The following is a 23,385-nucleotide window of genomic DNA, read 5'->3' as shown; positions in this document are numbered from 1 at the left end:
GGGTGCATGAATGTCTTGATCGCGTATGACGTGGCAACGGAATCAACAGGAGGGCGGCGGCGCTTACGCAAGATCGCGCAAGCCTGCCAGGATTTCGGGCAACGCGTACAGAAATCGGTGTTCGAATGCGCGGTCACTGAGATGCAATTTGAAGAACTTGTCCGGCGCCTTGTCGAGATCATTGATGAGAAGGAAGACAGTTTGCGGGTGTATCGATTGGTAGAGCCCAAAGAAAAGTATGTACAGGTGTTTGGTGTGGACACGTCAGTCGATTTTGACGAACCATTGGTTTTGTAAACGCGAACCAGAAGCGCTGCCAAATAGGGCCTGGGATCGCGCAGACGAGAAGAGCGCGAATTGAAAGGAGATTTCATCAGGTGACACCCAACCATTGTCGCCGCCCCCAGGTGATTCCGGTAGGTTCGCGCCGACCGCAGGCAAACCTCTCGGGAAATCATGGGTTTTTGTTCACGCGGTAGCGCCCGTCCTTCGGGGCGGGCGAGGATTGAAACCGTTGATAAGTTGACTCGATTGGTGCAGCAACTCACCGTAGCGCCCGTCCTTCGGGGCGGGCGAGGATTGAAACAATAATAGTTGGCAATTCGTGACCATCGTAGACGCGTAGCGCCCGTCCTTCGGGGCGGGCGAGGATTGAAACTGGCTTATACATTTTCGTTTCTCCTTCGTTCTAAGTAGCGCCCGTCCTTCGGGGCGGGCGAGGATTGAAACTTACACAGCGCGAGAAGATCCCCCTCAGTCTTCAGTAGCGCCCGTCCTTCGGGGCGGGCGAGGATTGAAACTCTTCATAATCGGCTCCGGCGGATGCGGCTTTCCAGTAGCGCCCGTCCTTCGGGGCGGGCGAGGATTGAAACCGTTTATCGATCAGGACAAGTTACGCCGCTCATCGTAGCGCCCGTCCTTCGGGGCGGGCGAGGATTGAAACCCCAGATTCTCACCTTCCCAAACCTAAACCCTCCCGTAGCGCCCGTCCTTCGGGGCGGGCGAGGATTGAAACGGCATCGCGCCGATGCGGCGCTCCAAGCGCATGAGGTAGCGCCCGTCCTTCGGGGCGGGCGAGGATTGAAACGAAGGAAACCGCGCACCCTGGCCGGTGGTGACGGCGTAGCGCCCGTCCTTAGTGACGGGCGAGGATTGAAACCTGTCCGCCCACTCGCATCACATCCGCTTTGAGCGTAGCGCCCGTCCTTAGTGACGGGCGAGGATTGAAACGTCATAGCGTGGCAACTCACCGTGCAGCTTGTAGTAGCGCCCGTCCTTAGTGACGGGCGAGGATTGAAACTATTTCTATATGATGTACTACGTCGCGCCGAGGCCGTAGCGCCCGTCCTTAGTGACGGGCGAGGATTGAAACTGGATCAAGCCCATGACCAAGAATGGCGACGTGCAGTAGCGCCCGTCCTTAGTGACGGGCGAGGATTGAAACCAGCGTGACACGGTTGATTGTGGCCCCTGCGGCCGTAGCGCCCGTCCTTAGTGACGGGCGAGGATTGAAACACGGAGAACCGGCAGTAATGCATCAACGCCTCGCAGTAGCGCCCGTCCTTAGTGACGGGCGAGGATTGAAACCAGTACAGCGAAAGAAATTCTGCCAACTCATCGGGCGTAGCGCCCGTCCTTAGTGACGGGCGAGGATTGAAACCACAGGGGCAGGACGCCCCACCGCTGTGGCGAAACGGTAGCGCCCGTCCTTAGTGACGGGCGAGGATTGAAACGATGACAATAAGCCCTTTGCCCGGTGGTTCTGCCGTAGCGCCCGTCCTTAGTGACGGGCGAGGATTGAAACAAGTCGGAAGCCATTAAGTTCTACACCAACTATCGTAGCGCCCGTCCTTAGTGACGGGCGAGGATTGAAACTGGCTGAGAGGCTCATTAGTTGTTACTCCCTGCCGTAGCGCCCGTCCTTAGTGACGGGCGAGGATTGAAACCGACAAGCGTTTGCCCCTGGACAAGCGTGCGCCCGTAGCGCCCGTCCTTAGTGACGGGCGAGGATTGAAACGGGCTCGCGCTGCGCTGGCTCTTATGTCGCTCAAGTAGCGCCCGTCCTTAGTGACGGGCGAGGATTGAAACAAGGCGGAAACCCACTGGTGCCCGCGACTCCACAGGTAGCGCCCGTCCTTAGTGACGGGCGAGGATTGAAACTTAGATTCCTCGGCTGATCGGATCATTGTTGATGTAGCGCCCGTCCTTAGTGACGGGCGAGGATTGAAACTTTGACCTTCCCCCGATTTCACAGACACTTCCATACGTGGGAGAATGAGGAAATCGGAGGACAGGATGAGCACGAAGACACGACGGTCGTATACGGAGACGTTCAAGGAAGAAGCCGTGCGGTTAGTCCGGGAGTCAGGGCATCCCGTCGCCCAGGTGGCGCGGGATCTGGGGATTGCCGATCATCTCCTCTACCGATGGCGAGCGGAGCAGCAGCAGGCAGAAGAGCGTGGACAGACCCGACAATCTTTACAGGTCGAGCAGGCGGAACTGGCCCAGCTGCGGCGTGAAAATGCCGTGCTGAAGCAGGAGCGGGATTTTTTAAAGCGTGCGGCGGCGTTCTTCGCGAAGGAGTCGCGATGAGATACCGAGTCATTCAGGAACACGACCGTCGCTATCCGATCCGCCTCATGTGCCGAGCACTGGCGGTTTCCCCTGCGGGGTATTATGCGTGGCGCGGACGTCCCGAGAGTCGGCGGGCCGCCGCCAATCGGACCCTCCTGGTCACCATCCGCGTGCTCCATCAGGACAGTCGCCAGACCTACGGCAGTCCGAGCATCTGGCGGGCGCTCCGCAAGCAGGGCCACCAGGTGGGAGAGCATCGCGTGGCGCGGCTGATGCGCCACGATGGCCTCCGGGCCAAGACCGTGAAGAAGTGGCGGGCCACGACGTACTCGTCGCACGGCTTGCCCGTGGCGGCAAACACGCTTGACCGCCAGTTCAGGGTGCCCCAGCCCAACCAGGTCTGGGCGGGCGATATCACCTACGTCTGGACGCTGGAGGGCTGGCTGTATCTGGCCGTGCTGCTGGATCTGTACTCGCGTGCCGTCATCGGCTGGGCGATGGGCCCGCGCTTGACCGGAGAGTTAACCGAACAGGCCCTCCGCATGGCGCTCGCCACGCGGCAGCCCTCAGCAGGACTCCTGCATCACTCCGATCGCGGGGGGCAATATGCGGCAGGGGCCTACCAGCAGTTGCTCACCACGTATGGCATCACGGCCAGCATGAGCCGCACCGGCAATTGCTGGGACAACGCCTGTGTCGAGAGCTTCTTCGGAACATTGAAGCGGGAACTCGTGTACCATCGGCACTATGCCACACGAGCGGAAGCGAAACAGGACATCTTCGAATACATCGAGGTGTTCTACAATCGGACGCGTCGGCACTCGACCCTCGGCTATGACTCCCCGGCCGAGTACGAAGCGAGGGCCGCAGTCGCGTAACCTGGTGTCCATGAAACTGGGGGAAGGTCACTTTCGGCTTGGCGTGACAGAGAAAGAGCACGTCCCGTAGCGCCCGTCCTTAGTGACGGGCGAGGATTGAAACATGAGCCAGACGATGAGGCCGTCGCTGGAATCCCGTAGCGCCCGTCCTTAGTGACGGGCGAGGATTGAAACTATGAAGTGGGCCACGGCTTCACGATGGGCCTGCGTAGCGCCCGTCCTTAGTGACGGGCGAGGATTGAAACTTAGAAATCCGAGAGAGGAAACCATGGGTAAACCGTAGCGCCCGTCCTTAGTGACGGGCGAGGATTGAAACCACCGACCTGGACACCACGCCGAGCCTTGCAATGTAGCGCCCGTCCTTAGTGACGGGCGAGGATTGAAACAAAAGAGCTACGCGCACAAGAAGCTACTCCCGCCGTAGCGCCCGTCCTTAGTGACGGGCGAGGATTGAAACCCGGGAACTTCGATGTGTTTCCGTACACTCGCTGGTAGCGCCCGTCCTTAGTGACGGGCGAGGATTGAAACACACAAGACACCACAGCGCCCGACTTGGAGCGTTGTAGCGCCCGTCCTTAGTGACGGGCGCTACTCAAAGAACACCATTCGCATGTTCCCCGCGCGAGTACCCGTGATCCCACGATGCTACCTACGGGCTAGGCCATTCCGAGACATCTGAAAATCTTCAATGCCGATTCCAGCGTGATGCTCGTTCGTTGCTGCTCGAACGCATTCACGGTCGGCCCGCTGACGCCCGCGAGGACGGCCAATGTCTTTTGCGTCAACTTCTGTTCCTTGCGCCGCTTTACGGCTTCTTCGACAAGGCGTGGCCAATCAAGGCGAAGGTTCCGTTCCATCGTTTTTCCATGAAGGTGATGATGGCATCCCGCAATTCCGGGGTGCCGGTGGTGCTTTCAGCAATCGCGTTCCTGGCCGCTTCCCGCCGCTTTTCTAGATGCCCGGCGGCCATGGCCATGGCCGGCTTCGATAATCCGAACTCTTCACCCAAACGGATGAGCGTTCGCGCCTTGACCTCGCTGATGGGAATGTGGGCGCTGCCGCCTATCGATAACGCGATGGTGTTGTACCCGTATAACGTCGCCGATACTGCGTCATAGGCAGGTGTGAGGCGCAGTCCCGCCTCGGTGTGAAACATGGCGAAATTTTTCAGGTGCATATCGGTATTCCCAAGGAGAATGCCGGCAAGAATGCGCAGGTAGAGCCGGTACACCTCGGCCGGCAGGCAACCGGGCGTCTGCCGGATGAAATCCGCCATGCTTTTGTGGCTGCCTTCATATTTGGCGTGGGAAGGATTCCCGAGCAGCTGATTGAATTCCTCGAAATGAATGCGTTGTCCGCCGTTGGTCCGGTCGAAGCGCGTGATGATCAAGGTCGGCTCTTCGAATCCGGCAACGTGGCCCATGCGCAGATCGACAATCTCGTCACCGGGCAGAAACGCTTGCAACGCCTGCGTGGTCAGATATTCGTTGGCCGTCAGATCGCCGTGCCGCGGCGAGGGAAATTTGGCGATGTGGGTGCTGAGTTCATCCGTTCGCGCGGGACGGAATTGTCCGTCCCGTCGGACCAGAGCCAGTTTGGGCTGAATGCCGGAGAGCGACGCTCTCCCCGACAGGACGGCGAGATCCATCGGATCGTCCGGGCGGGCAGCGTCCCGGTGTTCCGGATCGGGATCGATGACGGAGACAGCGCCCGCGCAATCCTGGCCGAAGGCCAGCAGCAGTTCGAAGCGCGAGACCCGACGCTTTCCCAGCAGTCGCGTCTGCGCTTCCTCGAGCCAGCCCTCGGCCACCAGATTGTCAAAAAATGGCGGCAGTCCGGACTGGCTGACAATAGTGTCCGTCCTCAAGGGCAGCGTATGGGCTATGGAGGGGTGGCGCCCGGCCAGATAGTGCTCATCGTAGGTAAAGGACATCCGTTCGCCCGGTTCCTGGCGCAGCACGCCGGCGAAGCGATCCTGATAATAGACATTGCCCCAGAGAAGGTTTGCCATGGTAAGTCAAAGTTTACCAGAATCTGCACTCGAATCAATCTGGTAAATCATAGTAAACCGCATTAGGCGCTGTAAATGATCGAGGAAATTATAGTTTACCATGGCCCCCGGTCCAGCGAGGCGGACGCACCATCCGGCTGGTGTTCGAGGTTTTTCCCGCGCGAGTGGGGAATAGCAACGGGGCACAGGCCGGATGGGGGAGGGATGTATAAGGGCGAGAGAATGATCGAGGTTTGTATCGTCAGATGATCACGCTGCTTCAGCTCTTACGGCTCCGCCTCTTCGATGGCCTCGACCGATTCTCTGAGTGCTGCGACGAACGCCTCCGGCGCGGCCAAGGCCTGTTCCGTCAGTTGGAATTCCGACACCAACACACCGTCTTTATCCACCACGATCAAACGATAACCCTGTTTCACGATGACTCCTTTCAACGGGAGGCCCGGTCTGTTTCCGGGGACGACAGAACCGAACGAAGGTGAGAGGCTATCTTACAAGGAAGCCGGTTGTGATGCGATGCGTCTGGCGTCGAGGAGGAAATGTAGGTTTTCTTCCGGCATTGCTGTTAGGATAACTTCTGGTTCCAGCCTGATCTTGACGTTCAATAGAAAGGACGTATCGCTTGAATACAACTAAATTGATGGCTGCATGTCTTGTGTTGTCTCTCGTCGGCGTGCCGACGATTTCCTTTGCGAAGGCGCGGGGGGGATCGGGGGGAGGGTTCTCCAGTGGGCGCAGCAGTGGTTCATCCGGCAGCATGGGCAGCCGTGGTTCGCGCACCTATCAAGACAACGGCGCGAAGCCGATCGAACAATCTACGACCGCCAGGCAGGCCACGAGCCCGCCGCCTTCCGTCGCCAGCGGTCCGGCCTCGACGGCCAGGCCGACGCCTGCTGCGCAGCCGTCATGGATTCAGCGCAATCCTCTGTTGGCGGGTATCGCCGGCGGTCTGGCCGGATCATGGATCGGTCATATGCTGTTCGGGGCGACCGACAGCAGCGCGCGAACGAACGAAGCGGGTGAACAGGTCGGGGAAACCGGTCAGGCCGGGGCTTCCGGTCCCAGCGGAATGCTTATTTTGTTGATGCTCATGGGCGCCGGGGCCCTGTTTTTCTATCTACGATCGCGTAAGCCTGCGGTGGCGCCTGATTTCTCAGGCATCACGCGGAGCAGTGCGGTGAGTGGCTCGCTCTTGGACGATTCGTCCGTGTCGACACTCCGAACCGCCACAATCGATAGCGAGATCACCTCAGCCGACAAGGCGGCCTTTCAGCAATCGTTGACCGACATCCAAACCGCCTGGGGGAAGCAGGATCTGTCCGCATTGCGTCGGCTGGTGACGCCGGAGATGCTGGAGTATTTCAGTACCGGATTGGCCGAACTGACCAGTCAGGATCAGGCGAACCGTGTGGAGGATGTGGTGCTGCTCCAAGCCGAAGTTCGGGAGTCGTGGGTTGAAAATACGGTGCAGTATGCGACGGTGAGCCTGCATTGGAGCGCCCGGGACTATACCGTGTCCCTGTCGAAGGCACCGGGCGATGCCGGGTATCTCATCGAGGGGAGTGCAGAGAAGCCGATCGAGACGACGGAGGTCTGGACCTTTATGCGATATCAACACGGCAAGTGGTTGTTGTCCGCGATTCAGCAGGTCGCGTAAGACCCTGCCGAGCGGTCCCGATGGGGACAGTGTGAGCTGGTTGGATACGGGGGCGGTCACGCGAGTGGCTGTCCCCGTTTTGTTTTCGGCAGTACGCTTGCTTGTGCGATCGCACGACCTCCACGTCTCCGGCATCGTGAGATCACTTCATGATGACTTCACCCCCTCTTCGCCGAATTTTCATGATTGCCGTTGTACCTTCTCTTTGAAACGTAGAGCGGCGGCTGATTCGGCTGCCTGCACTGCTCCCTCAAACCATACATTCGTCACGGCGACCGTTGCTGCCCCGTCGACAGCTCGTCTGCGCTGCTGGACGCGAGCCTGAAGGGCACGTCTCACGCTGGACCGGACAAAGGGAAAAAGACCATGCGGATTGCTCACATCAGCCCGTTTCTGGAACAGGTGTCATCCGAGAGTCAGGACCCGCAGGGCAGGATGATCTTCCATTTGACGAAGCAATTGACCCGGCTGGGACATGAAGTGATGGTCTTTGCCAGTGGGGACAGCAGAACAGCCGGTGAGCTGATCCCCGTCGCTCCGCTTTCCATGCGATCCTATCCTGCGCCGAAACGCCATCTCGCGGAGGCATTGGCCATGCTGGCATTGGAGAAAGCGTTCGCCACGCTGCCGTCCTTCGACATCATCCATCTTCACTCAGGATTGTCTTGTTTGCCGCTGATGCGTCGTAGCCCGATTCCGATCGTCTCGACCGTGTACGATGCTCTGGACGCCCCCGAAGTGATCAAGGTCTATCGTGAATTTAAGGAGTTGGCCTTGATCGCGACATGCGCGGAGCAACTCAAACAGGTGCCTGACTTGAATTGGCAAGCGGTCATTCCCTGCTTGGACATGCTGCGGTGGAAGAACGAGCCGCAGGCCGTGGAAAAGATCGCGCGCGCGCACGAGACGGTCTACGAATGGAGTACGATCGGGATGGGTCTCCCCGAACGCGTCGCGCCTCACTTGCGTGTTGTCACGAGCGCGAAGGCCAACACCACCCACGAGCGCTCTATCGCAGCTTCCCCATACTGATGACGACGAGCCGATGAGCGGCTGAACTTCCTCCGGTCGTCGGGCACCATCTGAGTTCCTGGTCCCAGCATCCAGGTGCGCGTGCGTGCTTGTCCGAGTGTCTCCTCTTTCACTACCTTCTCGCTGATCGAATCGAGACGGGCTGATGTATTAGTATGGTGATGACGATAGGCCCGGCCACGGGAACATCGCAGGCTATTGATTTCCTCACCCTTCGATCGTTCGATGGAGCATGTATCGGTATGCGCATTCTTCTCGTAGAAGATGATGCTGATCTGGCGCAATTCATCCGAAAGGGCTTGAAGGAAGAGCGCTATGCGGTGGATGTCGCGTCTAATGGCGAGCAGGGGTTCGAGCTCGGCATCGCGAATCCGTACGATCTCATCATCCTGGACATCATGCTGCCTGTGCTCGATGGCCTGTCACTCTGTCGTCGTTTACGCGATACCGGCGTGACGGCGCCTGTCTTGCTGTTGACCGCCCGCGATACGGTGCAGGACAAGGTCTCCGGTCTGGACATGGGCGCCGATGACTATTTGACGAAACCGTTTGCCTTCGCAGAACTCCTCGCGAGAGCGAGGGCCCTGTTGCGACGTGGCGGGCCTCAACTGCAGGCCCGGCTGACGGCCGCCGACCTGGAGCTGGATCCGGCGACTCACCGGGTGTGCAGGAGCGGCAATGAAATCGCGCTGACGAACAAGGAGTACGCGCTGCTCGAATTTCTCTTGCGGAACAAGAATCGTGTGCTGACCAGGACCGCCATCATCGAGCACGTGTGGGACATCAGTTATGACCCTATGACGAATATCGTGGATGCGCATATCCGGTCGTTGCGGGCGAAGATGGATCGCGACTTTTCTCCGGCGTTGATTACGACTGTGCGGGGGGCCGGCTATATGCTGGAAGATGAGGAAGCCGGACGATGAATTCACTGGGACGCCTGATCCGCCGGACGGCGCTGATCTTGATGGGAGGGCTGCTCCTCGGTTTTTCGGCGCTGATCTATGTCGGCGGCGACACGCTGTTGAGCCGCTATGTCGATGGGCGTCTGCTTGAACTTGCGGAAACATTGGGCCGCATTATCGAACAGCGTCCGGATGTGATCCGCGGCGCCGGTGACGAGCTGGTCGTATTGGGGGAGAAGGGCCGCAGCCAGGAAGAGCAACATGAACTCCGGGAGGCCGCGCATAGTGTCCGGATCTTGTCGATCGATGGACAACTGCTGTGGAAAGGGTCCGATGTGGTTCCTCGCCCTCCCGTGTCGGCATCCCTCCTCGAGCAGGTCAAGCAGGGCCAGACCGTCTTCGATATGGTCCGCTTGCGGGAGGGCTCCCCTGTGCGTCGCGTCTCTATCCCTGTGCCCAGGAGCGGCCAGGTTCGGTACATCCTGCAAGCGGAGGAGTCGCTCCACTTTTCAAAGGAAACGCTGAAGGGGCTCGCGATCCTGTTGGCGCTCGGGTCAGGCCTCGTCATCGTGGTGGCCTGGGCCGGCAGCGCATGGATCGCGCGAACGGTCCTAACGCCGATCGGTCTCTTGAGCCGGCGGGCGGAAACCATGTCGGAAGCAGACCTGGGCGAGCGATTATCTCTCGATTCTCCGTTTCAAGAGTTCCACCGGCTGACACACACCTTTAACGCCATGATGGACCGGTTCCAGAAGAGCTGCGAGAGCCAGCGCCGGTTTGTCGATTACGCCGCCCACGAAATGCAGACGCCGCTGACCGTGTTGCAGGGGAACCTGGAAGTCACGCTTCAAAAGGCCAGATCCACGGACGAGTATCGCGAGGCACTCATCGGGAATCTGGAGCAGGTGGAGAAACTGATTGCGTTGGCGAGGTCTCTGCTGACGCTCACCAAGGTTACCGGTGATCGGCCGCCGTTGCAACTCGCTCCTCTCGAACTGGAGCCCCTGCTTCAGGAACTGATCATCGAACTGAAGCTGCTTGCCGATGACCGCCGGATCTCACTCGCCCTCGATGTGGTGCCCGTGCCCACGATTTCGGCGGACGCGCAGTGGTTGAAACAGGCGTTGATCAATCTGCTGGACAATGGTCTGAAGTATACGCCGCCCGGCGGCTCGGTCACGGTTCGTCTCCGCCGTTCCGATGGATCTCTTGAGATTGCGGTCCGGGACACAGGCCCTGGAATCGAGGCGGAACATGTGCCGTTCCTCTTCGATCGGTTTTATCGGGCGGACAAGGCCAGGGCACGGGAGTCCGGAGGGACAGGTTTAGGGCTGGCGATTGTCAAAGGAATTGTCGAGGCGCACGGAGGGACGGTCTCCGTCGACACGCAGCCGGGAAAAGGGTCGGAATTTACGATCCGCTTGCCCCTTGACCGCCCTCCTGAAAGCCATTCATTGAACTAACGCGCCTACCGTTTCTGCTTCCTCTTCGCCGGTCGCGTCACAGCCACGTGCTCGGGCGACAGCAGGGTCTGCGCCTGCGCGATCGCCTCGAGCAGAGCGTTCCGTTCCTTGTCCAGCTCTTGCACGTAGGGCACGCCGTTCACGAATTCTTCCGCTGCCGACATCAAGGTATGCATCGCCGCAGCAATCTCGTCCTGTGCAGCAGGGCGGGATGGTGTGGTTGCACGGGAGAGGGCGCGCCTTCTTCTGGGCCCGACATACAACTGCGGGGCTGTCGGGTTATCTTTTTCCAATTCCGGTCGTCTCGATCTCGCCATTATTCCTCCAGGTCATCAGGCACCGATGTGTGACGCAAATACTCTACTCGATCCTTGGTGGCGATTGCATCGGGGGAAAAGCTAACGGAAAGGGCGAACCGGAGGACTCGGCAACCGGTTCACATCCACCGGGCTGACAAGTCTCCAGGGATAAGACCTGGAGAGTCCAGGGGTTCATCCAGTCCCGAGAACCTGCCTCGCAGGGTAGAGATAGAACAGGAATGTGTGAAGGTGGAGGGTCGATCTAAGTGGAGACGGAGATGTCTGGATCAGGAAAGGAGGGAGTGACCATGCAGAAGCACATCGAACGTCCGGTTCATCTGAGCAAGACGCATCGGGCCGATGAGCGCAAACAGGAAGTCTGGCCCCTGTCGGCACGTGAGTTCATGAAACTGCCCGTATCAGGCTTGATGTCGGCGGGTAAGCGACTGACCTTTACCCGGTTCGCGCCATCGGATCAGGCGGCCTAGCCCGCATTATTCACGAGTGTTCCGCTGCAATCGCGGACTCGCGGCTGCGACGAGCCTGTCGGCGGGCGGGCTCGCCGCTCGGTCGGTCGACAGCCTGTTCAAGGATGCTTCCTCACGGCTTCGCGCGCCCGTCTCGCTGGGCGACTCCGCACTTTCGCGACGAACCGTCATGAAGAATGCGGGCGAGTGAAACGTAACACGTGGCTAGGGGGAATAAGTGCGTATGGCTCATAGCGTATAGCAAAGACGCCCTCTTCCGCTTGCCGGCCATAGGTTCTCTTCCGCGGACGGGAGATGAACGACGTTTCACGAACGAGGGACATCAGCCGGTACTATTTCCTTCCGGGCACGAGAGGCTCGGGCTGATCCGGCCGGCGTCCCATTTCCAATAGAGACAAAAGTCGGTGCGGTGCGGCTCGTTAAAAATGTCCCGATAACAGACCCGGCCGTGAAAATAGATTGCGGATTTTCCGCCCTTGATGGCATCGACCTCCGCAGCCGTGAGGGGGCTTTCCCGCGCGATTCCCGGGCGCTTGGGCGTTCCGATAAACCACTTCCCCGCCTTCGGATCCGGCGTGACGTGGCGACACTCGTCGTTGACGAGCCGACGCGTCAGAGGGTAATCCATCACAAGAATTCTTGAAAACGACCCGTTGTCGTATGCGGGAGTCCTGCCGATATTGTGGAAGGTGTCGTGGACGCGAGGCACCAGGCCTTCCTCGATCGTACTGATTCCCCGGGGCCGCACATCGATGTAGGCGCGCAATTGTCGTTTCGCCGCCTCTTGAACGATATAGTTTTCCCAACTGGGATAACCGGTCGCAAAGGCCGCAACAATCGCCGCGATCACCACGCTCCAAAAAATCGTCAGTTTCAGCCGGAATTGCTTGTTTTCGGCGTCGGAGAGTAACTGGGGTGGTGGCAGGCCGTGACTTCCGTCTCCCTGAGCCGAACGGGCTTGGGCTTGCGGAGATAGACCGGCCTGGTTTGCGGTATCGGTCCGGTCTGTTTCGTCTTGACTCGCCATGGAGTACTCCCCCCTTGTGGTTCGTACCAGGAAGGCTCGTCACACAGCTCATACGCGGAGCGCCTATGTCTCCACTATAGGAAAGTGGAAGGATTAAGGCAACAGGAAGAAGGTCAAGGCCTGGAGGTCTCCCGGTTGCGCAAGTCTGAAGGATCAACTAGCCTGGATTATTCATGAATGCCGTCCCGAGGCGCTCCCGGCGCGCGCGTGTGAGTGTGTGAGTACGGGTGAAACTGTTCGCCTGCTCCAGGTGTGAGAGAGGAGAAGAGCTGTGAGTGCTACAGAGCAGACCCTGCCGACGAAGGCTGAGGACTATGTTCGCATGCGGGCCTTGGCAACCGGGCTCCTGTTGTTCATGGCGCTGCTGTTTGTCGTGGCCTTGTTTCAACAAGAGACGCATCCCATGTTTGCATGGCTCCGAGCCTTCGCTGAGGCCGCGATGGTGGGCGCGCTTGCCGACTGGTATGCGGTGACGGCGCTGTTCAGACACCCCCTCGGCTTGCCGATTCCGCACACGGCCATCATCTCCGGGAATACCGAGCGCATTGCCTCTAATATCGGCAGTCTCACCCAGCGGAAGCTGGTCACGCCGGAGGGGATCGCCCGATTGGTCGGTTCCTGGCGCATCCCTGAAGAACTGATCGAGGCGCTCCTCGCCCCCGAACGCAGGCGTGCGCTGACATACGAATGCGCGCAGATACTCGTTCGAGCGCTGAACGCGTCGGAAGATGCGACGATGCAGAGGATGCTGCGCGACATTGCCACCAAGGTCATGCGGGGCGTGAGCGTCGCCCCCCTTGCCGGTCAGATGCTGGCCGGCTTTCTCGGGAGCCACCAACGGGATCGCCTGCTGAACGACATCCTGTCTGCTGTTCTCGAGTATGTGGACGCTAACAGAGACTCGTTGGGCAGGACGGTGGCTGAAAAGCTCCCTTGGTCGCGGGTGCTCAGTTTCGTGAAGTTGGATTACCCCGTCTCCCACAAAGTCCTGGACTCGGTTTACGACACCCTCTGCACGATGCGGGACGATCCGCACGATCCGATGAGGCGGAAGGCGATTGAGCGGCTCCACGAATTGTCTCAGTGGCTCATGCATTCCGGCGAAGCGTTGAGGCGAGAGGCGTCCCTCAAAGAAAAGCTGCTCGCATACGACACGTTGTTGCAGTTCCTTGACGATTCATGGCATCGGCTCAAGCAATGGATGCTCGATGATTTGAGCCAGGATCCCTCCGACATTCGGACCTATCTCGATGCCGCCCTGGCCGATATCGGGCGCACGTTGCAGAAAGATGCCGCATTGCGCGCCATGTTGCATGATGGGGTGCAGGGTCTGGTCGAGGCACTCGCCACCAGGCACAGCGACAAGATCGGGGAGTTGGTGGCCAACACGGTCAGGGAATGGTCGCCGGCTCAGATGGTGGAGACCATCGAGCGGGAAGTCGGCAAAGACCTGCAGTACATTCGCATCAACGGGACGATCGTCGGAGGCCTGGTGGGATTGCTCCTGCATGCCCTGGCCCTGTTGATCGGGGGGCGGTAAATGGGGACTGCGCTCTTCAGGATGCCTGTGCTTCTCCCGAATGCTGCGCGCCGGACGGGCGAGGAATTGCGGCCGGTTCGGCGGCAGGCGCGACGTGCCCGGCATCGAGCAGGATGGCGACGAGCATATCGCTCATGACGTTCACGCCGGAGCGGGCGCGGGCGATGATCCAATCCACCGTCATGATGAGTGGAATGGCCGCAATGATGACGTGATCCGGCAGGCCCGCGGCAGCCAACACCAGTGGCAGGACAATCAGTCCGGCTTCGGGAATCCCCGCCACGCCGGCCCCCGCAATGATGGAGGCGAGCACGATCAGCACCTGTTTCACCATCGGCAGGTCGAAGCCCAGCGCTTGCGCGAGAAAGAGGGCGGCCATGGCTTCATAGAGGGTGATGCCGTCGTTGTTGAGGTTCGTACCGACGCAGGCTGCGAGGCGCGACGATTGCGGCGAGACGTTCATGCGATGGAGGCACTGGAGTGTCACCGGCACGGTCGCGAGGCTGCTGTTGCAGGACACGGCGGTCAGGATGGCGTCGGCCCCCTGGCCCAGGTAGACCTTTGGCGACTTCTTTCCCACCAGCCAGGCGAGGAGCGGATAATAGATGAGCGCGTGGGCCGCGAGTCCTGCGAGCATGGCGACGAGGAAGATCCAGAGCACGGAAAAGACGCCGATGCCGGCCTTGCCCACGACCTGCGCCACGACACCGAAGACGGCGAGCGGCACCACCAGGATGATCCATTCGAGTATCTGCACCAGCCAGACATAGACCCGTTCGATGCCGCGCACGAGGGCATTGACCAGCCCGGTGGTCTGGTCCTTTTCGCTCCGGACCATCCGCAGGGTGGCGCCGAGCACCAGCGCGAGGAGGACGACGCCGATGATGTTGTTGCTCGAGAACGGGTCGGCGATGGTGCGGGGAATGTAGGAGGCGAGGTACTCGATCGGGCTTTGAGACCCGGCCTGCACGTTGGCCAGCACGGTTGCGGAGGGCTTGGTCCCCGGCACCAGTTGGAGCAGGGCATCGACGCGGCCCTGCCAGGCCAGGCCCGGCTGCCAGGTGTTCATGATCGCGAGGCCGATGGCCATGGCGACGGAGACGTTCACGAGGCAGATCAGCAGGAGTTTACCCCCCTGGCGCAGCGGAATGGTGGTGCGGATGAGCGCATCGAGGATCGCGAAAAAGATCAACGGAATGGCGAGTGTCTTGAGCAGGGTGACGACGAAGAGGCCGAGTTTGCCCAGCTGCGCATTGCGCAGACCGCCCCAATAGGGCTCCTGCCCGAAGAGGGCGCCCAGCAGCCCGCCGCAGATCACGGCAATGAGCACTTGTGTGTAGAGCGGCAGTGGGATCCAGCGATGCGTCGGCTTCATGTCGATCTCTAGTGGAGGCGGAAGAATACCGGTTTCTTCACTGGATAACATCCCGCTTGGGGGAAAGGCTAGCCCGGACTCTTCAGGAGGACCTCCTCAGTCGTCTGCTCCTCTCGAACCGCGGGCTTCAGTCTTGAACTCCTCGGTAGGACATTGGTGAAAAATCCTGGCTGGGCCCTAAGGGAGTGGGTCTGAAACCCGGCGCAGGCGATCAGCGCCAGCGCTGCCCATTGCGAGGACCTTGTGAAAGGAGTATTTTCTTAAGCATTCTCACCTCACAGAAGGAGGCTATTATGAGACGCTTCCGACTCCTCTCCTTGACCCTCGGGCTGCTTCTTTCCTGTACATCGCCGGCCTTGTCGGAACTGCTGGCCCTGCTCAACTACGAGAGTAAACCAGACCAATCGGTCAGACGGGAAGGGATCGCGATTATGGACATCGATCCCGAGTCGTCGGACTTCGGAAAGGTCTTGATGGAGATTCCCCTTCCGCCGGACCTTGTCGCGCACCACATTTTCTTCAACCGCGACCGGACGAAAGCCTACATCACGGCCTTAGGCAAAAGCGTCCTCCACGTCGTGGACCTCACCCGCTTTCCCTATCGCCTCCGCGCCATCGATGTGCCCGACTGCCAGGTGTTGGAAGATCTCGTGGTGTCGGAGGATAACCGGATCTGGTACCTGACCTGTATGGGGTCGAGCGCCGTCATCATGGGTGATGCTGTGAAGGACAAGCCGGTCAAGACCATTCGTACGCCGGACGGCGGGGGCGCGTCCGTGCTCTATCCGCACGGCATTGCGATTCACAACGGGATCGACCGTGTGCTGATTACGAGCACGGTGAAGCCCGATATGTCGGATGCGGGCGACTCGGTGACGGTGTTGCAGGCGAGTACGGGTGCGGTGCTCTCAACGCACAAAGTGTCCTCTAAACCGTCACCGGCCAAGGCTGCCCCGGTCGAGGTGATGTTCGCTCCCTTTTCGAACCCGCCGGTGGTGCAGATCACAAACATGTTGGAGGGAACCTTGTGGACCGGCACCTGGGATGCGGCGAGCCAGTCGTTTTCGTTTCAGCAGGTGGACGACTACGGGCCCCGGCAACAGGGCATGCCGTTGGAGATGCTTTACAATGCGAAGGGAGATCGATTGTTCGTCACGACGGCGAAGCCGGGATTTGTGAACCTGTACGACAATTCCGACCCCAGTCACCCGCGGTTTCTCCAGGCCATCCCCGCGGCCCAGGGCGCGCACCATAGCGTGCTGTCGCCCGATGAACGCTACCTCTTTGTCCAAAACAGCCTGCTCAACCTGGAAGGCATGAGCGACGGGTCCATCACCGTGATTGATCTGGCCAAAGGCGGGACGGTGCTGGGGAGTATCGACACGTTGAAGGCGCAAGGGTTCAACCCGAACTGCATCATGCTGCTGCCGAATCATTTCCGGCAGGCCAACTTGCGCGCAAGCCTCGTTGCAAAGTGAAATGGTGTGAGGGCACAACGTAGGCAAACGAGACAGCGCAGGCGGATGTTCAGTGCGAAATTGGAGGAAACTCCAACATTCTGTCGCCCGGCTACGCCCGCTTCCCTTCTTGACTCCCATTTTCACCGGCTCCTATAATTCGGCGGTTCACACGCGGCAACCAGCTGATTTGGCGTAGAGAATGGCCGAGTTTACGCATTTCAACGAGTCGGGGCGGGCACGGATGGTCGATGTCGGGGCGAAAGCCTCCACCGAGCGTCTCGCGACGGCGCAAGCCACGGTATTCCTTCAGCCCGAGACCCTCGAAAAGATCCGGCAGGGGAAGATTGCCAAGGGGGATGTGCTGGCCGTTGCCCAGGTCGCCGGGGTGATGGGGGCGAAGAAGACCCCGGATTTGATCCCCATGTGCCATCCTATCCTTCTGACCAGCGTCGATATTTCTTTCACCGAAACAGCTGAACCCGACCAGGAAGGGCGTTGCGCGATCACGATCACCGCCACGGCCAAGACCACGGGTCCGACCGGCGTGGAAATGGAAGCCATGACCGCCGCTTCGGTGGCCGCGTTGACGATCTACGATATGTGCAAGGCGGTGGACCGGGGCATGAGCTTCGGCGACATCTGCCTGTTGACGAAATCCGGCGGGAAGTCCGGCCTCTATACCAGGAAGGTCGGCTGAGATGGTCACGATACAACTTTTCGGCATGACCAAGATGCTGGCCGGTAACCAGGGGACGCTGTCTCTGTCGCTCCACGACGGGAAACGGGTGAAAGACCTGGTGTCGGTGATCGATGCGGCCTATCCGAAGATCGGCGAGTTGTTGCAGAAGAAAAAGGTGCTGGTGTCGGTCAATCAAGAGATCGCACACGAGGATCTTGAAGTGAAAGATGGGGACGAAATTGCGCTGTTGCCACCCTTCGCGGGTGGTAATCGATAGGAGCACAGGATGAGTCTCGAACAGGTCACCAAAGCCGATCAGCCCGCGACCGACGATGACGCGATGCTGGTTCGCGTCCAACGGGAAGACTTTTCGATCGACGAGGAACTCAAGCGGGTACGCCGACGCTCCAAACGGATCGGCGGCATTGCCATGTTTCTGGGCACGGCCCGTGATCGCTCGAAGGGGAAGGATGTGGATGGCATCACCTTCGAGCATTACGAGGGCATGGCGCAGAAGAAACTCCGCGAGATTCGTGAGCGTGCCATCAAAGATTTCGGCGTGATCGAAGTGCTGGTCCTGCACCGGTACGGTGAGATCACCATCGGAGAGAATATTGTGCTGATCATTGCCGCGGCTGAGCATCGCGCCGAGGCCTTCCGTGCCTGTCAGTGGGCGATCGACGAACTGAAGCAAATTACGCCGATTTGGAAACTCGAGCACACCCCCGAAGGAGAGGTGTGGGTCGAGGAGCACCCATAGCCCCTGTCAGGGGCGAGCAGTCAGGGGGGAGAGGCCCGCGCCTTCGAGTCACCATGGACCACCGCACGCTCGATACACCCGCTCCCACAATTTTCGACCGTTTAGGGCGCCCGCTCCGCAGTCTGCGCCTGTCTGTGACCGACCGCTGCAACCTTCGGTGCAAGTATTGTATGCCCGAAGACGACTATGCCTGGTTGCCGCGCGATACCATCCTGACCTTTGAAGAGATGGCCGAACTCACGGCGATTTTCACGGAGTTGGGGGTGGACAAGGTCCGGCTTACGGGCGGGGAGCCGCTGTTGCGTCGGGACCTGCCGCGGTTTGTCCGGCAGCTGTCCGAGAATCGCCGGATTACGGAGATCGCCCTCACCAGCAACGGTGTGCTCATGGCGGACCAGGCTGCCGACCTGTCGTTTGCCGGGTTGAATCGCGTCACGATCAGTCTGGATACCCTGCGGGCCGACCGGTTCCGCACGTTGACCAAGCGTGATCTTCATCATCAGGTGTTCGACGGTATCAAGGCGGTGGTGCAGGCCGGGTTTCCTTCGCTGAAATTCGACACGGTCATCATCAAAGGGTACAACGACGACGAACTGATCGATCTGATCGAGTACGGAAAAACAGTCGGCGGCGAGGTCCGGTTCATTGAGTACATGGATGTGGGAGGGGCCACGGATTGGTCCATGAATCAGGTACTTTCGCGGGCGGAGATGCTGGAGCACATCGGCCGACACTATGGCGAAGTCACACCCATCGTCGAGAACAGTGTTGCGCCGGCGGAGCGGTTCCGGTTACCGGACGGCACCAGCTTCGGCATCATTCCGTCCACCACCACGCCCTTTTGTCGCTCCTGCGATCGGAGCCGCCTCACGGCGGACGGCATGTGGTATCTCTGTCTGTATGCGAAGGACGGCCTCGACCTGCGGGCGCCGTTGCGCCAGGGCCGCTCCCGCGACGAGATCAAATCGTTGATCACCGCTGCCTGGGAAGGGCGGGCGGATCGGGGTGCCGAAGAGCGCAAGGCGCTCGAAGCGCTCGGCCTCCGGGAACAACGACTCATCGAAATCAACCGTCTACGCGAAGATCCCCACCTGGAAATGCATGCGCGAGGGGGCTGACCGTCAGTTCATGCTGTTCCTATCACTGGGGCAGTCGACGCACCTCTCTCGGAGCAGCGGATGTTCGATCCTCATACCCTGACTATCCTGAGTCTTGGATTCGTGCTGGGGCTGCGTCATGCCCTGGACGCGGATCATCTTGCCGCGCTCTCCACGGTATTGGCAGAGCGTCCGACGGTGCAGGCGTCCACGGCCATCGGGTTTTTTTGGGGACTCGGGCACACGCTGATGTTGTTGTGCGTGGGGACCCTGCTGTTGGCGTTGAACCTCACGATTCCAGACCGGCTGGCCACGCTGTTCGAGTTTGCCGTCGGAGTGATGCTGGTGGTCCTCGGCCTCTCGTTGGCTCGCCGGATCTACCGCGAGCAATGGCACCTCCATACGCATGAACACGATGGGCGGCCGCACGTTCATTTACATAGTCACCATCTGCAGCCGGATCACGCGCACGGACATTGGTATCAAGGATCGCTGCGACCGCTCTTGATCGGAATGGCGCATGGGTTGGCCGGATCGGCGGCGCTCATGTTGATCGTGCTTTCGACGGTGACGGGGATCGGTCAGGGCATCGGCTATATCGTGGTGTTCGGCGTGGGGTCGATTCTCGGCATGGTCGGCGTCGGGGCGGTACTGAGTCTGCCGGTGGTCTATTCTGTCACAGTTGGTCCGCGCGCCTATTGGATGGTGCAGGGCTTGGCTTGTCTGGCAAGTATTGGCTTGGGATTGTTGATGATGGTCCGGATCGGGCTGGGCGGCGGTTGGTCCTAAGTGCCTGCATGATGCGCTCATGACAGAGTCACTCCCGCCCATATCACGTGAGGTCTTCCCGGAACGGGCCGTGCAAATCTGTGTGCGCCTTTTCGAGAGGTATGCTATTCTGCCGCGCAGTGCGGAGGACTCATCCACAAGCTTCTGAGGGAGCGCCGGGGTTCGAGGGACGTTCCGGGAATCCAGGGCCATGAATGTCCGCGTGCTGGGCTGTCATGGGTCCGGACAGTTGGTTCCGGGGGCGAACGGGCCGATTCAGTGCGGTACCTGCGGATTCCTGGTCAATGACCAGTTGCTCGTGGATGCCGGCACGATCGGGTCGCGCCTGTTCCTCGATGAGCAACGGCGGATTCGGGTGGTCCTGCTGACCCATCTGCACTTCGATCATATTCGTGAATTGCCGACGCTGGCCGATAACCTGGTCGGTGAGATCGACGAGCCGGTGGTCATTGCGGCCATTCCCGAAGTGTTGGACGGGCTACGCGCGCATATTTTTAACGGAACGGTGTACCCTGATTTCTTCCGGCTTCCCGATCCCGCCAGGCCGGTGTTCGTCCCTTACGAGTTGCGAGCGGGACGAGAGGATCTGCTGTGCGGGATGGGCGTGACGCCGATTCGCGTCAACCATGTCGTGCCGACCGTGGGATTTCTCCTTCGCGAAGGGGCGCACAGGGTGCTCTATAGCGGTGATACGTATCAAACGGACGCGCTCTGGCAGGTGGCGAAGGAAGTCACCGGGTTGCGGGCGGCGTTTATCGAGAGTTCGTTTCCCAATGAGATGGATGAGTTGGCGCGTGTGGCGAAACACCTGACTCCGGCGCTGCTGGCACAGGAATTTACCAAGATGGCGAGGCCGGAGTTGCCGGTATACGCCTACCATCTCAAGCCGCGGTTTCGCGACCAGATCCGGCAGGAGCTCGGGCAACTGGGCATTCCTCATTTGACCGCGCTTGAAGAGGGGCAAACCCTTGTACTATAGGTGAGCACAGATGGCATGGTTTAAAAAAGGCAAAACCGAGGAGGCAGAGCCTCCCAAACGCTCCAAAGTGGCGGAGGGGATGTGGCTGAAGTGTAATCACTGCCGGGAGATCGTGTATCGCAAAGAGGTGGACCGGAACAACAAGGTCTGTCCGAAGTGCGACTATCACTTTCCCATTTCGGTGATTGAACGTATCAACCTGCTGGTGGATCTCGGAACCTTCAAAGAGTGGGACGCCGAGCTGGAGCCGCAAGACCCGCTCCAGTTTCAGGATACCCGCACGTATAAAGACCGGATCAAGGCGCAACAGGAAAAGACCGGCCGTAAAGACGCCATGGTCATCGGCCAGGGGGCGATCAATGGGCGCAAGGTGGCGTTGTGCGTCTTCGATTTCGGGTTCATGGGCGGCAGTATGGGGTCGGTCGTCGGTGAAAAGATCTGTCGCGCCGTCGATCGGGCCTTGGAAGGGCGCATGCCGTTGATCCTCGTGACGGCTTCGGGCGGCGCCCGCATGCAGGAGGGCATCCTGTCGCTCATGCAGATGGCTAAAACGTCCGCAGCGGTGGCGAAGTTGGGAGAGGCGAAGGTGCCGTTCATCTCCATCTTGGCGGACCCGACGTTCGGCGGAGTGACCGCGAGCATTGCGATGCTGGGAGACGTCATTATTGCCGAGCCGAAGGCGCTCATCGGGTTTGCCGGTCCGCGCGTCATCGAGCAAACCATCAAACAGCAATTGCCGGATCAGTTTCAACGGGCCGAGTTCTTGCTGGATCACGGCATGATCGACATGATCGTCGAACGGAAACAGTTGAAGGAAGCGGTCAGTACATTGGTCGGCCACTTCTAGCAGGATGCGGAAAAAGTCCGCCAGCGGCGTGCTCGCGTCGCTCAGAGGCTCACCGTACTGCCAGAGTACGATTCGCCCCTTCGCTCGCTGCGGCCTTGCTGGACGACCTTTTTGTGCATCCTGCTGGTAATTCCAATTTCAACATGCTACGTGACCTGATCGTGCTGGCTGGTGCAAGAGTGGATTTTCCCGCAGTCTTCTAGCGCAGGCGAGTTCTCACGCATGACCACAATGACCTATTCCGCCACCGTCCAGTTTCTTTACGGCCTACAGCAGCACGGCATCAAGTTGGGACTGGAGACGATCCGTGTCCTGCTGACCCGGGTGGGGGAGCCGCATCGTCGTTATCCGGTGCTTCACATCGGCGGGACGAACGGGAAAGGTTCTACAGCGGCGATGACTGCGGCCATCTTGCAAGCTGCCGGATATCGGGTCGGGCTCTACACGTCGCCGCATCTGATCGACTTCCGTGAACGTATCCGTGTCAACGGTGTGATGATTCCGGAGGAGACGGTCGGCAGACTGGTCGAGACCTTACGGGGTGCCGCTGCGCCCGATCTTGCGCCGACTTTTTTTGAGTTCACGACGGCACTGGCGTTCCAGTATTTTGCGGACTGTCAGGTGGATGTGGCGGTGCTTGAAGTCGGGTTGGGCGGACGGTTCGACGCCACCAATGTGGTGGAGCCGCTGGCCTGCGCCATTACGACGATCGGCTTGGACCATGAGGCCTATCTCGGGTCCACGTTGGAGGCGATCGCATTTGAGAAGGCGGGCATTGTGAAACCAGCCGTGCCGGTCGTGCTTGGTCGCATCGAGTCCTCGACTCGCCGGGTCATTGAACAGCGCGCGTCGGAGGTGGCGGCTCCCCTGTATTGTTTGGAGCGCGAGTTTCAGTGCGACGGCTCTTCAACGGCTGATTGCCGGTATGTCGGCAGGTCTTCGCACTACGATCATCTCTCCTGCCCGCTCCAGGGACGGTTTCAACTGGACAATATCGCCTGCTCGCTGGCTTTGATCGAACTCGCCCGCGAGCGCGGGTTAGGCGTGTCTGAGACGGCGGTGCGGAGTGGATTGCAGTATGTCGCATGGGAAGGCCGGCTGGAAATTGTCGCCGAGTCGCCGACGATCATGGTGGACGGGGCCCACAATCCTGCTGCCGCGGCTGTGCTGGCCGAGTATCTCGCCGATTGGCGGCGTGGCCGGCCCGGAGCGCGGATCAGCCTGATCGTCGGAATGATGTGCGACAAACATCCACGCGAATTCCTTGCGCCGTTGTTGTCCCAGGTGGATACGTTGATCCTGACACAGACGAATCTGCCGCGTGCATCCACCGGTTCCGAATTGCGCACGCTGCTGCAAGACTGTGCGCCGTCCGCCCAGGTGGCGGCCACGCCAGCCGATGCGCTGGCTGCCGCGAAGCGATCCGCCGCTCCGTCCGATCTGATTTGTGTCACGGGCTCCTTGATGTTGGTCGGCGAGATCAAGGCCCTTCTTCGAGGGTGTTCCCTCTCACCTGTTCGTGGTTGAG

At 59.9% G+C, this 23,385-nt stretch carries 23 protein-coding genes and 2 CRISPR repeat arrays; of the genes, 17 read left to right on the top strand and 6 right to left on the bottom strand.

Features of this window, described 5'->3' with window-relative positions; translation table 11 throughout:
* Nucleotides 1-6: 6 nt before the first annotated feature.
* On the top strand, nucleotides 7-297 hold the full coding sequence (gene cas2, locus NSND_RS06210) for a CRISPR-associated endonuclease Cas2 (protein ID WP_080878167.1): 291 nt from the start codon (nucleotides 7-9) through the stop codon (nucleotides 295-297).
* Between the two features lie 178 nt (nucleotides 298-475).
* Nucleotides 476-2,230: a CRISPR direct-repeat array (repeat unit 37 nt; unit sequence GTAGCGCCCGTCCTTAGTGACGGGCGAGGATTGAAAC).
* A 65-nt stretch (nucleotides 2,231-2,295) separates the two neighbouring features.
* Nucleotides 2,296-3,452, top strand: a protein-coding gene (locus tag NSND_RS06205) for an IS3 family transposase (RefSeq protein ID WP_143833434.1) whose coding sequence is annotated in 2 segments (ribosomal slippage) — nucleotides 2,296-2,569 and nucleotides 2,569-3,452 — 1,158 coding nt in all. Because the reading frame shifts where the segments join, the coding sequence is not laid out codon by codon here.
* Between the two features lie 66 nt (nucleotides 3,453-3,518).
* Nucleotides 3,519-4,051: a CRISPR direct-repeat array (repeat unit 37 nt; unit sequence GTAGCGCCCGTCCTTAGTGACGGGCGAGGATTGAAAC).
* Nucleotides 4,052-4,108: 57 nt separating this feature from the next.
* Here the strand turns inward: NSND_RS06205 and NSND_RS21815 are convergent.
* The 3 genes from NSND_RS21815 to NSND_RS21190 form a co-directional block, all read right to left on the bottom strand.
* Nucleotides 4,109-4,309, bottom strand: a complete 201-nt coding sequence (locus NSND_RS21815) for a helix-turn-helix transcriptional regulator (protein ID WP_080880824.1) — start codon at nucleotides 4,307-4,309, stop codon at nucleotides 4,109-4,111.
* The gene (locus NSND_RS06195) at nucleotides 4,258-5,463 is read right to left on the bottom strand and encodes a type II toxin-antitoxin system HipA family toxin (RefSeq protein ID WP_080878166.1); all 1,206 of its coding nucleotides are present in this window, start codon (nucleotides 5,461-5,463) and stop codon (nucleotides 4,258-4,260) included. Before NSND_RS06195 ends, NSND_RS21815 begins: the two co-directional genes overlap by 52 nt.
* Nucleotides 5,464-5,729: 266 nt before the next feature.
* Complete coding sequence (locus tag NSND_RS21190) at nucleotides 5,730-5,879, bottom strand: hypothetical protein (protein ID WP_159450657.1); 150 nt, start codon at nucleotides 5,877-5,879, stop codon at nucleotides 5,730-5,732.
* A 203-nt stretch (nucleotides 5,880-6,082) separates the two neighbouring features.
* On the opposite strand from NSND_RS21190, the gene NSND_RS06190 reads away from it, so the two are divergent.
* From NSND_RS06190 to NSND_RS06175, 4 genes are all read left to right on the top strand, one after another.
* Complete coding sequence (locus NSND_RS06190; RefSeq protein WP_143833433.1) at nucleotides 6,083-7,117, top strand: Tim44 domain-containing protein; 1,035 nt, start codon at nucleotides 6,083-6,085, stop codon at nucleotides 7,115-7,117.
* Nucleotides 7,118-7,483: 366 nt separating this feature from the next.
* Nucleotides 7,484-8,149 (top strand): glycosyltransferase, encoded by a 666-nt coding sequence (locus tag NSND_RS06185; protein ID WP_080878164.1) that lies wholly within the window; start codon nucleotides 7,484-7,486, stop codon nucleotides 8,147-8,149.
* A gap of 242 nt (nucleotides 8,150-8,391) precedes the next feature.
* Complete coding sequence (locus NSND_RS06180; protein WP_080878163.1) at nucleotides 8,392-9,075, top strand: response regulator; 684 nt, start codon at nucleotides 8,392-8,394, stop codon at nucleotides 9,073-9,075.
* Nucleotides 9,072-10,517, top strand: a complete 1,446-nt coding sequence (locus NSND_RS06175) for a sensor histidine kinase (protein ID WP_080878162.1) — start codon at nucleotides 9,072-9,074, stop codon at nucleotides 10,515-10,517. Before NSND_RS06180 ends, NSND_RS06175 begins: the two co-directional genes overlap by 4 nt.
* A gap of 5 nt (nucleotides 10,518-10,522) precedes the next feature.
* Here the strand turns inward: NSND_RS06175 and NSND_RS20890 are convergent, their stop codons facing one another.
* On the bottom strand, nucleotides 10,523-10,834 hold the full coding sequence (locus NSND_RS20890) for a hypothetical protein (protein WP_143833432.1): 312 nt from the start codon (nucleotides 10,832-10,834) through the stop codon (nucleotides 10,523-10,525).
* A 290-nt stretch (nucleotides 10,835-11,124) separates the two neighbouring features.
* On the opposite strand from NSND_RS20890, the gene NSND_RS06170 reads away from it, so the two are divergent.
* Nucleotides 11,125-11,304: a hypothetical protein gene (locus NSND_RS06170; RefSeq protein WP_080878161.1), complete on the top strand. Its 180-nt coding sequence runs from the start codon at nucleotides 11,125-11,127 to the stop codon at nucleotides 11,302-11,304.
* Between the two features lie 322 nt (nucleotides 11,305-11,626).
* Here NSND_RS06170 and NSND_RS06165 read toward each other — a convergent pair whose 3' ends face one another.
* Complete coding sequence (locus NSND_RS06165) at nucleotides 11,627-12,331, bottom strand: hypothetical protein (protein WP_080878160.1); 705 nt, start codon at nucleotides 12,329-12,331, stop codon at nucleotides 11,627-11,629.
* 271 nt (nucleotides 12,332-12,602) lie between these two features.
* Here NSND_RS06165 and NSND_RS06160 point away from each other — a divergent pair, with 271 nt between their 5' ends.
* Nucleotides 12,603-13,871: a DUF445 domain-containing protein gene (locus tag NSND_RS06160; protein WP_080878159.1), complete on the top strand. Its 1,269-nt coding sequence runs from the start codon at nucleotides 12,603-12,605 to the stop codon at nucleotides 13,869-13,871.
* 16 nt (nucleotides 13,872-13,887) lie between these two features.
* Here NSND_RS06160 and NSND_RS06155 read toward each other — a convergent pair whose 3' ends face one another.
* Nucleotides 13,888-15,246 (bottom strand): dicarboxylate/amino acid:cation symporter, encoded by a 1,359-nt coding sequence (locus NSND_RS06155; protein WP_235000186.1) that lies wholly within the window; start codon nucleotides 15,244-15,246, stop codon nucleotides 13,888-13,890.
* 293 nt (nucleotides 15,247-15,539) lie between these two features.
* Here NSND_RS06155 and NSND_RS06150 point away from each other — a divergent pair, with 293 nt between their 5' ends.
* The 9 genes from NSND_RS06150 to NSND_RS06110 all read left to right on the top strand — a co-directional run bounded on the left by NSND_RS06150 (nucleotide 15,540) and on the right by NSND_RS06110 (nucleotide 23,384).
* Nucleotides 15,540-16,724: a YncE family protein gene (locus NSND_RS06150; protein ID WP_080878157.1), complete on the top strand. Its 1,185-nt coding sequence runs from the start codon at nucleotides 15,540-15,542 to the stop codon at nucleotides 16,722-16,724.
* Nucleotides 16,725-16,905: 181 nt separating this feature from the next.
* Complete coding sequence (moaC, locus tag NSND_RS06145) at nucleotides 16,906-17,403, top strand: cyclic pyranopterin monophosphate synthase MoaC (protein WP_080878156.1); 498 nt, start codon at nucleotides 16,906-16,908, stop codon at nucleotides 17,401-17,403.
* 1 nt (nucleotide 17,404) lies between these two features.
* Nucleotides 17,405-17,662, top strand: a complete 258-nt coding sequence (locus NSND_RS06140) for a MoaD/ThiS family protein (RefSeq protein ID WP_080878155.1) — start codon at nucleotides 17,405-17,407, stop codon at nucleotides 17,660-17,662.
* A 9-nt stretch (nucleotides 17,663-17,671) separates the two neighbouring features.
* Nucleotides 17,672-18,145: a molybdenum cofactor biosynthesis protein MoaE gene (locus tag NSND_RS06135; protein ID WP_080878154.1), complete on the top strand. Its 474-nt coding sequence runs from the start codon at nucleotides 17,672-17,674 to the stop codon at nucleotides 18,143-18,145.
* Between the two features lie 53 nt (nucleotides 18,146-18,198).
* Nucleotides 18,199-19,263: a GTP 3',8-cyclase MoaA gene (gene moaA, locus NSND_RS06130; RefSeq protein ID WP_080878153.1), complete on the top strand. Its 1,065-nt coding sequence runs from the start codon at nucleotides 18,199-18,201 to the stop codon at nucleotides 19,261-19,263.
* A 60-nt stretch (nucleotides 19,264-19,323) separates the two neighbouring features.
* Entirely contained in the window at nucleotides 19,324-20,031 is a 708-nt protein-coding gene (locus tag NSND_RS06125; protein WP_080878152.1) for a HoxN/HupN/NixA family nickel/cobalt transporter, read from the top strand.
* 190 nt (nucleotides 20,032-20,221) lie between these two features.
* Nucleotides 20,222-21,010 (top strand): 3',5'-cyclic-nucleotide phosphodiesterase, encoded by a 789-nt coding sequence (locus NSND_RS06120; protein ID WP_080878151.1) that lies wholly within the window; start codon nucleotides 20,222-20,224, stop codon nucleotides 21,008-21,010.
* A 10-nt stretch (nucleotides 21,011-21,020) separates the two neighbouring features.
* On the top strand, nucleotides 21,021-21,857 hold the full coding sequence (gene accD, locus NSND_RS06115; RefSeq protein WP_080878150.1) for an acetyl-CoA carboxylase, carboxyltransferase subunit beta: 837 nt from the start codon (nucleotides 21,021-21,023) through the stop codon (nucleotides 21,855-21,857).
* A gap of 222 nt (nucleotides 21,858-22,079) precedes the next feature.
* Nucleotides 22,080-23,384: a bifunctional folylpolyglutamate synthase/dihydrofolate synthase gene (locus NSND_RS06110; protein WP_080878149.1), complete on the top strand. Its 1,305-nt coding sequence runs from the start codon at nucleotides 22,080-22,082 to the stop codon at nucleotides 23,382-23,384.
* Nucleotide 23,385: the final 1 nt, after the last annotated feature.

It is taken from the genome of Nitrospira sp. ND1 (assembly GCF_900170025.1).
Classification (GTDB): domain Bacteria; phylum Nitrospirota; class Nitrospiria; order Nitrospirales; family Nitrospiraceae; genus Nitrospira_A.
This window is presented reverse-complemented; position numbering and strand designations above follow the sequence as displayed.

What these genes read in the sequence shown, in the direction of transcription:
- moaC (WP_080878156.1), top strand. Translation starts at nt 16,906, where the DNA reads ATGGCCGAGTTTACGCATTTCAACGAGTCGGGGCGGGCACGGATGGTC.
- NSND_RS06195 (WP_080878166.1), bottom strand. Translation starts at nt 5,463, where the DNA reads ATGGCAAACCTTCTCTGGGGCAATGTCTATTATCAGGATCGCTTCGCC.
- cas2 (WP_080878167.1), top strand. Translation starts at nt 7, where the DNA reads ATGAATGTCTTGATCGCGTATGACGTGGCAACGGAATCAACAGGAGGG.
- NSND_RS06175 (WP_080878162.1), top strand. Translation starts at nt 9,072, where the DNA reads ATGAATTCACTGGGACGCCTGATCCGCCGGACGGCGCTGATCTTGATG.
- NSND_RS06135 (WP_080878154.1), top strand. Translation starts at nt 17,672, where the DNA reads ATGAGTCTCGAACAGGTCACCAAAGCCGATCAGCCCGCGACCGACGAT.
- moaA (WP_080878153.1), top strand. Translation starts at nt 18,199, where the DNA reads ATGGACCACCGCACGCTCGATACACCCGCTCCCACAATTTTCGACCGT.
- NSND_RS06125 (WP_080878152.1), top strand. Translation starts at nt 19,324, where the DNA reads ATGTTCGATCCTCATACCCTGACTATCCTGAGTCTTGGATTCGTGCTG.
- NSND_RS06185 (WP_080878164.1), top strand. Translation starts at nt 7,484, where the DNA reads ATGCGGATTGCTCACATCAGCCCGTTTCTGGAACAGGTGTCATCCGAG.
- NSND_RS20890 (WP_143833432.1), bottom strand. Translation starts at nt 10,834, where the DNA reads ATGGCGAGATCGAGACGACCGGAATTGGAAAAAGATAACCCGACAGCC.
- NSND_RS06155 (WP_235000186.1), bottom strand. Translation starts at nt 15,246, where the DNA reads ATGAAGCCGACGCATCGCTGGATCCCACTGCCGCTCTACACACAAGTG.
- NSND_RS06165 (WP_080878160.1), bottom strand. Translation starts at nt 12,331, where the DNA reads ATGGCGAGTCAAGACGAAACAGACCGGACCGATACCGCAAACCAGGCC.
- NSND_RS21815 (WP_080880824.1), bottom strand. Translation starts at nt 4,309, where the DNA reads ATGGAACGGAACCTTCGCCTTGATTGGCCACGCCTTGTCGAAGAAGCC.
- NSND_RS06180 (WP_080878163.1), top strand. Translation starts at nt 8,392, where the DNA reads ATGCGCATTCTTCTCGTAGAAGATGATGCTGATCTGGCGCAATTCATC.
- accD (WP_080878150.1), top strand. Translation starts at nt 21,021, where the DNA reads ATGGCATGGTTTAAAAAAGGCAAAACCGAGGAGGCAGAGCCTCCCAAA.
- NSND_RS06140 (WP_080878155.1), top strand. Translation starts at nt 17,405, where the DNA reads ATGGTCACGATACAACTTTTCGGCATGACCAAGATGCTGGCCGGTAAC.
- NSND_RS06150 (WP_080878157.1), top strand. Translation starts at nt 15,540, where the DNA reads ATGAGACGCTTCCGACTCCTCTCCTTGACCCTCGGGCTGCTTCTTTCC.
- NSND_RS06170 (WP_080878161.1), top strand. Translation starts at nt 11,125, where the DNA reads ATGCAGAAGCACATCGAACGTCCGGTTCATCTGAGCAAGACGCATCGG.
- NSND_RS06120 (WP_080878151.1), top strand. Translation starts at nt 20,222, where the DNA reads ATGAATGTCCGCGTGCTGGGCTGTCATGGGTCCGGACAGTTGGTTCCG.
- NSND_RS06110 (WP_080878149.1), top strand. Translation starts at nt 22,080, where the DNA reads ATGACCACAATGACCTATTCCGCCACCGTCCAGTTTCTTTACGGCCTA.